Here is a 7,678-nt window from a genome sequence, read left to right as displayed (position 1 = left end):
CTTGCGCCCGCCGGTCAGCCAGGCCGGCACGCCGTCGGCCGCCGGCACGATGACGGTGCGCGCCGCCGGCCAGTCGGCCGCGATGCGGTCCCATTCCTCGGCAGTCACCGCGGCGAAGGGCTGGAGCATCTCCGGCGTGTCGGCGATCAGGATCAGACCCTTGCCCACCTCGCGTTGCTTGAGTGCGAGCAGGCGCATGACCGCGAACGGGTCGAGCGGCGCGCAGCCCAGGCCGAAGACCGCCTCGGTCGGGTAGGCGATCAGGCCGCCGTCGTCGAGGTGGCGGGCAATCTCGCGCAGCTGGAATGCCGACGGGACGCTCATTCGGCCTTGCCTCCGGAGGCGGTCTTGCTGGCGGGCTTCTTCGCCGTGGTCTTCTTGGCGGTCGTCTTCTTCGCTGTCGATTTCTTCGCGGTGGTCGACTTCTTGGTCGTCGACTTGGCAGCCGTCTTCTTGGCCGCGGTCTTGGGGGCGGCCTTGCGTCCACGGCCCTTGCGCTCGGGGGCCTGGGCGATCATCTCGATCGCCTGCTCGTGGGTAATCGCCTTGGGGTCGTCGTCCTTGGGAATCTTGGCGTTCTTCTTCCCGTCCGAGACGTAGGGGCCGTAGCGACCGTTGAGCACCTGGATGCCGTCGTCGAACTCGTTGATGATGCGGTTCTTCTCGGCGAGCTTCTTGACCTCGATGAGCTCGAGCGCGCGCGGCAGTTCGATGGTGTAGGGGTCGTCGTCCTTGCCCAGGGAGGCGAACTTGTTGCCGAACTTCACGTACGGGCCGAAGCGGCCGATGTTGGCCTCGACCGGTTCGCCCTCGGGCGTCTCGCCGAGCTTGCGCGGCAGCTTGAACAGCTCCATCGCCTCGTCGAGCGTGATGGTCGCGATGCTCTGGTGCGGGCGCAGCGAGGCGAACTTGGGCTTCTCCTCGTCGTCCTTGGTGCCGATCTGCACGAACGGGCCGAAGCGCCCCAGACGGGCGACCACCGGCTTGCCGCTCTTCGGGTCGACGCCCAGCTCGCGACCCTGCGCGGCCTCCTGGCGCGAGACGTTCTGCTGGGTGTGCTCGATGCGCTTGGAGAACGGCTCCCAGAACTCGCGCAACAGCGGCACCCAGTCCATCTCGCCGCGCGAGACGGCATCGAGCTCGTCTTCGAGCTTGGCGGTGAACTCGTAGTCGACGATGTCGCGGAAGTACTCGGTCAGAAAGCCGTTGACCACTCGGCCCATGTCGGTGGGGCGGAAACGGCGTTGCTCGAGCTCGACGTACTCGCGCGAGCGCAGCGTCGAGATGATGCTGGCGTAGGTCGACGGGCGGCCGATGCCGTACTGCTCGAGCGTCTTGACCAGGCTCGCTTCGGTGAAGCGCGGCGGTGGCTCGGTGAAGTGCTGGGTGGCGTTGATCGCGGCGAGCTCGATCTGCTGGCCTTCCTCCAGCGGCGGCAGACGACGGTCGTCGTCCTTGTCCGATGCCTGGTCGTCCTCGTCCTCGCGGTACGCGGCGATAAAGCCCGGGAACTTCAGAGTCGAGCCGGTCGCGCGGAAGCTGTGCTCGTCACCGGCGGCCAGATCCACGGAGACCTGGTCGAAGACCGCCGGGGTCATCTGCGAGGCCAGCGTGCGCTTAAAGATCATCTCGTAGAGACGGAACTGGTCGCGGTTGAGGAACGCGCGCACCTTGTCCGGCGTGTTGGCGATCGAGGTCGGGCGGATGGCCTCGTGGGCCTCCTGGGCGTTCTTCGACTTGGTGCGGTAGCGATTGGGCGACTCCGGCACGTAATCGGCGCCGTAGCTCTCGCCGATGTGGTGGCGGATCTCGCCGATCGCGTCGTTCGACAGGTTGACCGAGTCGGTACGCATGTAGGTGATCAGACCCACCGTGCCCTGGCCGATGTCGACACCCTCGTAGAGCTCCTGAGCCACGCGCATGGCGCGCGAGGCGGACAGGCCGAGCTTGCGTACCGCCTCCTGCTGCATGGTGGAGGTGGTGAACGGCGGCGCGGCGTGGCGCTTGCGCTCGCGACGGTCGACCTTGGCGACCTTGAGCGTGCCGTTGGCCGCCGCCTCGAGGCGTTCGCGCGCCGAGGTGGCGGAGGCCTCGTCCTCGAGGGTGAACTGCGCGACCTTCTTGCCGTCGAGCTGGTAGAGGCGGGCGGAGAAGGGCTGGTCGCCGGTGCGGCAGTCGGCGGCGATCGACCAGTATTCACGCGGCGTGAAGGCCTCGATCTCCTCCTCGCGCTCGACGATCATTCGCAGCGCCGGGCTCTGCACCCGGCCGGCGGACAGGCCCGGATTGATCTTCTTCCACAGCAGCGGCGAGAGATTGAAGCCCACCAGGTAGTCGAGCGCCCGGCGCGCCTGCTGGGCGTCGATCAGCTCCTGGGCCAGCCCGCGCGGGTGGGCGATCGCCTCCTGCACGGCGCGCTTGGTGATCTCGTAGAAGACCACGCGCTTGGCTTCCTTGTCGTCGAGCAGGCCGCTGTCCTTCAGCAGTTCGTAGAGGTGCCAGGAGATGGCCTCGCCTTCGCGGTCGGGGTCAGTGGCCAGCAGGAGGGTGTCGGCCTTCTTCAGCGCCTTCTTGATGGCGTCGACGTGCTTCTTGTTCTTGTCGATGACCGTGTAGTTCATCGCGAAGTCGTGCTCGGGATCCACCGCGCCGTTCTTGGGCACGAGATCGCGCACGTGGCCGTAGGAGGCCAGCACTTCGTAGCCGGGGCCGAGGTATTTCTTGATCGTCTTGGCCTTGGCGGGCGACTCGACGATGACCAGGTTTTCGCTCATAAGGTGTCTTCGTTATTTACGGAAGGTCTGTACGAATGCGATGCCGCTCGGCCCGCCCTGGGCCGGACAGGCGCAAGGCATCGGTTGGTCGCGAACGAGTCATTCTCTTTCCAAGAGCGACAACGTAGCAGATGCCTCGCTCGGGGCGCGCCCAGCCGACGTGGCATCGTATTCGCGCAGCGTCTTCTTAGTGCAGGACGGCGGCGTCGTCGAAGACGAGGTCTTCCATCCAGGCAAAGGCCTGTTCCTCGCCCGGCTTGGCGAACAGGACCAGCAGGACGATCCACTTGAGGCGCTCGACGTCGATCTCGTCCTCGCCCAGTGCCATGGCGCGCTCGATCACCGTCTCGCGGGCCGAGGGCGAAAGCACGCCGATCTGCTCGAGCTGCATCAGAAAGCCGCGGGCATCGACGTCGAGCATCATCTGCTCGTCGTCACTGTAGACCCGGAAGGCATGGTCGCGCTCGGGGCCGGACTCGCTGCCCTGTTCCAGCACGCCCTCGAGCCAGGCAAAGGCATGCTCGATCTCGTCGTGGTCGAAGCCGGCCTCGAGCAGCTTCATCTGCAGGCCGGCGCGTTCGTTTTGCGGGGGGAAGCGGTCCTCGTCTTCCATGTAATTCTCGAAGAGGAACATCAACAGGTCGAGAACAGTCTCTTTCATCGGCTCACCGGGACATGATGGCTTGAGCCTGCGCGCGCGATCGGGAATACATGTTGGGGGCGGCGGCAGGTGCGGTCGGCAGGGTGCTGTTGCCGGCTGATATCCGGTCAGGCGGGCCACACTCGCTAACTCGTGCGGACGTAGAGGCCGCCGGGCAGGGTGGACACCTCTCCCGCCAGTTCAAGCATGAGGAGGATGGAGGAAACCTCACCGGCGGTCAATCCGCTCGCCTCGATCAGGGTGTCGGCCGGCTGCGGGTCGTGGCCGAGCAGCTCGAGGATGCGTTGTTGCTCTGGGTCCCGTGGCGAGGGTGGTGCCTCGGGTCCGGGTCCGGCGCTTTCCTCTGTCGCCGTGGCGGTCGCTTCCAACTGGCGGCGCAGGGTGGGGGCCAGTTCCTCGAGGACGTCCTGACCGGTCTCGACCAGCTTGGCGCCCTCGCGGATCAGGTGGTGGCAGCCGCGGGCCAGCGGGTTGTGGATCGAGCCGGGGATGGCAAACACGTCGCGCCCCTGCTCGCCAGCGAGTCGGGCGGTGATCAGCGAGCCGCTCTTGACCGAGGCCTCGACCACCAGCACGCCGCAGGCCAGGCCGCTGATCAGGCGGTTGCGACGCGGGAAGTGGCCGCGGCGCGGCTCGGTGCCGGGCAGCCATTCGGACAGGATCACCCCGCCGCCGGCGACGATTTCGTCGGCCAGCGAGGCGTGTTCCGGTGGGTAGAGGCGGTCGATGCCCGAGCCGAGCACGGCGATGGTGATGCCGTTGACATCCAGCGCGCCGCGGTGGGCCTCGCCGTCCACGCCCAGGGCCAGCCCGCTGGTGATCACCAGCCCTTGTGCGGCGAGATGGCGGGCGAAGGCCCGGGCGTTCTGGCGCCCGCCGGTGGTGGGCGTGCGCGAGCCGACCATGGCGATCTGTGGTTCGCTGAGCGCGGCAACGCGTCCGCGGGCGAACAGCGCGGCCGGGGCGTCGGGAAGGTCCTCGAGGGCCGCAGGGAAGTGCGGATCGCCGCGGGCAATCAGGTGGTGGGTCGCGTCGGCGGCCAGCCAGTCGGTGATCGCGGCGACCTTCTCTGCATCCGCCCGCGCCTGGGTGACGCCCTCGGGCAGCCCCGCGTGGTGCCATTCGCGGCGGGGGGCGTCGAGGGCGGCGGTCGGCGTGCTGAAATGCGTCAACAGCAGGGCGAGCCGCTTGGGCCCCATGCCCGGGGTTGCCAGCAGCTCGATCAGTGCCGTGGTGTCGTCGTTGCCCGGGCTGGGGGTGCCCCGGGTCGCTGAGGCGCGCGGCGCGGCAGGCACCGCTTAAAGGGTGCTGCCCTGGACCGGGGTCTGGGCCAGGTCGCCCTCGTGGATCGGCTGGGTGGCCTTGATCACCAGCGCGTAGCTGACGCGGTCGTAGGCGCGGAAGACCATGGCGGTGCCGATCGGGTGGTCCGGCAGCAGCACGGCCGGGCCGCGGGTGGCCTCGCGGCCATCCTCGCCGGTGTCGCGCGGGGCGAAGCGGTCCTCGACCACCCGGCCACGCTTGCTGATCTGCAGCAGGTCGCCGGCGGTGACGCCGGATTCGCTGCCCCGGTCGATCACGACCACCTGCTGGCTGCCCACCTGGGTGATGGCATCCGGCAGCAGGATGATGCGGGCGTCGATCGGGAAGGCCGGGATCTGCGGCGTGACGTCACGGTCGAAGGCCTCCTCGGTCATCTCGACCAGGCGGTCGCCTTCGTCGACCTCGCGCACGGTGTCCTCGAGTTCGACGGTGGTCGGGTCGCCGGTCTCGACCACGTTCGCCTCGCCCTTGAAGATGGCCCGGTAGCCGAGGTGCTCGCCGCTGCGGCCGTCGAGCAGCGCCTTGCCCTTCTCGACGACGGCGAAGCGTTGCTTCGAGCCGTCGAGCGGCGGACGAACGTAGGCGGTGTCGCCGCTGCTGGCGTGGATCGAGCCCTCGCGGTTGGCGAGTACGTAGGGGGCGGCCTCGAATTCGTCCTCGTCCATCACCTGGTCGTGGCTGAGGAAGGGACGTACCAGGTCGAGCGGCACGGCGGCGACGGCCGGCGGCAGCGATTCGTAGCGGATGTGCGGGCGCAGGCCGACGGCCAGGCGCGGGCGATCACCGACGAAGACGATCTGGATGCGGTCGCCCGGGTAGATGCGGTGCGGGTTCTCGATCTCCGGGTTGCCGTACCAGATCTCGGGCCAGTAGTAGGGATCCTTGAGGAAGTGGTTGGCGATCGACCAGAGGGTGTCGCCTTTCTTGACCACGTAATCCTCGGCGGAGAGGTCGCGGAACTGGTCGCGGGTTTCCTCGGCGGAGAGGTCGCGCTTGACCGGGCCACGCTCGGCGCCCAGCGGCAGGGCGTCGGCGGACATGGGCTCGCGTGGGTTGACCACGTCGTCCTCGGTCAGGGCACAGCCGGTCAGGGTGCTGGTCAGCGGCATCAGGCCCGCGAGCGCGAGGGCCGGGGCGAGTGCCAGGGGGAGTCCTTTGGTCGATCTCATCGTTACAACGTCCTTGGTGTCCGGCCGAGAGCAGTCCGTGTACGGGTGTCCGCCCGGGATTGTCGACAATCGTCTGGGTTCTGCCGAGTGCTGGCGTACAATGTATCCCCAAATACGGCTTGTTGTAAAAGATTTCGCCCCCACCGTCCAGTCGGCCGGCGGGCGAACAAATCCCCCTTGCCGGCGCCCCGCCGTGGCGAACAATCTGAAACCAGTGACCGACGTATGAGTCTGCGAGACATCCTCATCTACCCCGACGACCGGCTGCGCGAAATCGCCCGCCCGGTCGATTCCTTCGAGCCGGCGCTGGCCGAACTGGTCGCCGACATGTTCGAGACCATGTACCAGGAGCGCGGCATCGGGCTGGCCGCCACCCAGATCGACGAGCACCGGCGGCTGTTCGTGGCCGACGTGAGCGAGGATCGCAGCGGGGCGATGGCCTTCGTCAACCCCGAGATCCTGGCCCGTGACGGCAGGGTCGAATCGGAAGAGGGTTGCCTGTCGATCCCGGGGATCAACGAGACCATCCCGCGTGCCGAACGCATTCGCGTGCGCGCCCAGGATGAGAAGGGCAAGACCATCGAGCATGACCTCGACGGGTTGCTGGCCATCTGCTTCCAGCACGAACTCGACCACCTCGACGGTCGGCTGTTCATCGACTACCTCTCGCCGCTCAAGCAGCAGCGCATCCGCAAGAAGATGGAAAAGGCCGCGCGCCGGGAGCGTGTATGAGCCTGCGCGTGGTCTATTGCGGCACGCCCGACTTCGCCGTGCCGGCGCTCGAGGCGCTCGCCCGCCTGGACGAGGTGGCCGGCGAAACGCTCGAGCTGGTCGCCGCCTACACCCAGCCCGACCGGCCCGCCGGGCGCGGCAAGAAGCTGACCGCCCCGCCGGTCAAGCAGGCCGCCCTCGAGCTGGGGCTGCCGGTCGAGCAGCCGCTGTCGCTGCGCGACGAGGCCGCCCAGTCGCAGCTGGCGGCGTATCGGCCCGACCTGCTGGTCGTCGCCGCCTACGGCCTGATCCTGCCGCCGGCCGTACTGAAGATGCCGCGTCTCGGCGCGATCAATATCCACGCCTCGCTGCTGCCACGCTGGCGCGGGGCGGCGCCGATCAACCGCGCCATCGAGGCCGGCGACACCGAGACCGGCATCACCATCATGCAGATGGAGGCCGGGCTGGACACCGGGCCGATGTGGTTCAAGCGCATCGAGCCCATTCACCCCGACGACACCGCCGCGACATTGCACGATCGCCTCGCCCCGCTGGGCGCCGAGGCCCTGATCGAGGCGCTGCCGACCATCGTCCGGGGCGACGGTGCCCCCGAGCGGCAGGACGACGCGCAGGCCTGCTATGCCGCCAAGCTCGCCAAGGCCGAGGCCTCGGTCGACTGGCGCGAGTCGGCCGATCTGATCGAGCGGCGCGTGCGCGCCTTCAACCCCTGGCCGGTCGCCCAGACCATGCTGGAGGGCCAGCCGCTGCGCCTCTGGGGCGCACGCATGGTCGAGGGGCGCGACGAGGCGGCGCCCGGCGAGGTGATCGAGCTGACCGCGGACGGCTTCGTCGTGCAGACGGGTGCCGGCGGGCTCGAGCTCACGCGCGTGCAGCGGGCCGGCGGTCGCCCGGTCGCCGCCAGTGATTTTGCCCGCGGCCGCGATCTGCTGGGGGTGCGGCTTGGCGGATAACCCACAGGCCGATCGCCCGTCCCGTCGTCGCCAAGGTGGTCATGGTGGCCAGCCGGGTCGCTCGCACCG

General features: G+C 68.5%; 7 protein-coding genes. 2 read left to right on the top strand and 5 right to left on the bottom strand.

The features are described from left to right. The 5 genes from FAZ79_RS10800 to FAZ79_RS10780 form a co-directional block, all read right to left on the bottom strand. On the bottom strand, positions 1 to 324 hold a 324-nt coding region (locus FAZ79_RS10800; RefSeq protein WP_211238842.1), incomplete at its 3' end, for a Sua5/YciO/YrdC/YwlC family protein. Continuing rightward, positions 321 to 2,774, bottom strand: a complete 2,454-nt coding sequence (locus FAZ79_RS10795; protein ID WP_136867975.1) for a DNA topoisomerase I — start codon at positions 2,772 to 2,774, stop codon at positions 321 to 323. The genes FAZ79_RS10800 and FAZ79_RS10795, both read right to left, overlap by 4 nt. 187 nt (positions 2,775 to 2,961) lie before the next feature. Then, the gene (locus FAZ79_RS10790) at positions 2,962 to 3,435 is read right to left on the bottom strand and encodes a DUF494 domain-containing protein (protein WP_136867974.1); all 474 of its coding nucleotides are present in this window, start codon (positions 3,433 to 3,435) and stop codon (positions 2,962 to 2,964) included. 125 nt (positions 3,436 to 3,560) lie between these two features. After that, a complete protein-coding gene (gene dprA, locus FAZ79_RS10785) occupies positions 3,561 to 4,730 on the bottom strand; it encodes a DNA-processing protein DprA (protein ID WP_231505792.1) in 1,170 nt (389 codons plus the stop codon). Between the two features lie 3 nt (positions 4,731 to 4,733). Continuing rightward, complete coding sequence (locus tag FAZ79_RS10780; RefSeq protein ID WP_136867973.1) at positions 4,734 to 5,927, bottom strand: LysM domain-containing protein; 1,194 nt, start codon at positions 5,925 to 5,927, stop codon at positions 4,734 to 4,736. A 225-nt stretch (positions 5,928 to 6,152) separates the two neighbouring features. Between FAZ79_RS10780 and def the strand changes: the two genes are divergently transcribed. Both def and fmt read left to right on the top strand, forming a co-directional pair. Then, a complete protein-coding gene (def, locus tag FAZ79_RS10775; RefSeq protein ID WP_136867972.1) occupies positions 6,153 to 6,659 on the top strand; it encodes a peptide deformylase in 507 nt (168 codons plus the stop codon). Further along, complete coding sequence (gene fmt / locus FAZ79_RS10770) at positions 6,656 to 7,609, top strand: methionyl-tRNA formyltransferase (RefSeq protein ID WP_136867971.1); 954 nt, start codon at positions 6,656 to 6,658, stop codon at positions 7,607 to 7,609. The genes def and fmt overlap by 4 nt, the downstream gene beginning before the upstream one ends. Positions 7,610 to 7,678 lie beyond the last annotated feature (69 nt).

The sequence above is a fragment of the Guyparkeria sp. SB14A genome (genome assembly GCF_005096345.1).
In the GTDB taxonomy this organism is placed as follows: domain Bacteria; phylum Pseudomonadota; class Gammaproteobacteria; order Halothiobacillales; family Halothiobacillaceae; genus Guyparkeria; species Guyparkeria hydrothermalis.
This window is presented reverse-complemented; position numbering and strand designations above follow the sequence as displayed.

What these genes read in the sequence shown, in the direction of transcription:
- fmt (WP_136867971.1), top strand. Translation starts at nt 6,656, where the DNA reads ATGAGCCTGCGCGTGGTCTATTGCGGCACGCCCGACTTCGCCGTGCCG.
- FAZ79_RS10780 (WP_136867973.1), bottom strand. Translation starts at nt 5,927, where the DNA reads ATGAGATCGACCAAAGGACTCCCCCTGGCACTCGCCCCGGCCCTCGCG.
- FAZ79_RS10790 (WP_136867974.1), bottom strand. Translation starts at nt 3,435, where the DNA reads ATGAAAGAGACTGTTCTCGACCTGTTGATGTTCCTCTTCGAGAATTAC.
- FAZ79_RS10795 (WP_136867975.1), bottom strand. Translation starts at nt 2,774, where the DNA reads ATGAGCGAAAACCTGGTCATCGTCGAGTCGCCCGCCAAGGCCAAGACG.
- def (WP_136867972.1), top strand. Translation starts at nt 6,153, where the DNA reads ATGAGTCTGCGAGACATCCTCATCTACCCCGACGACCGGCTGCGCGAA.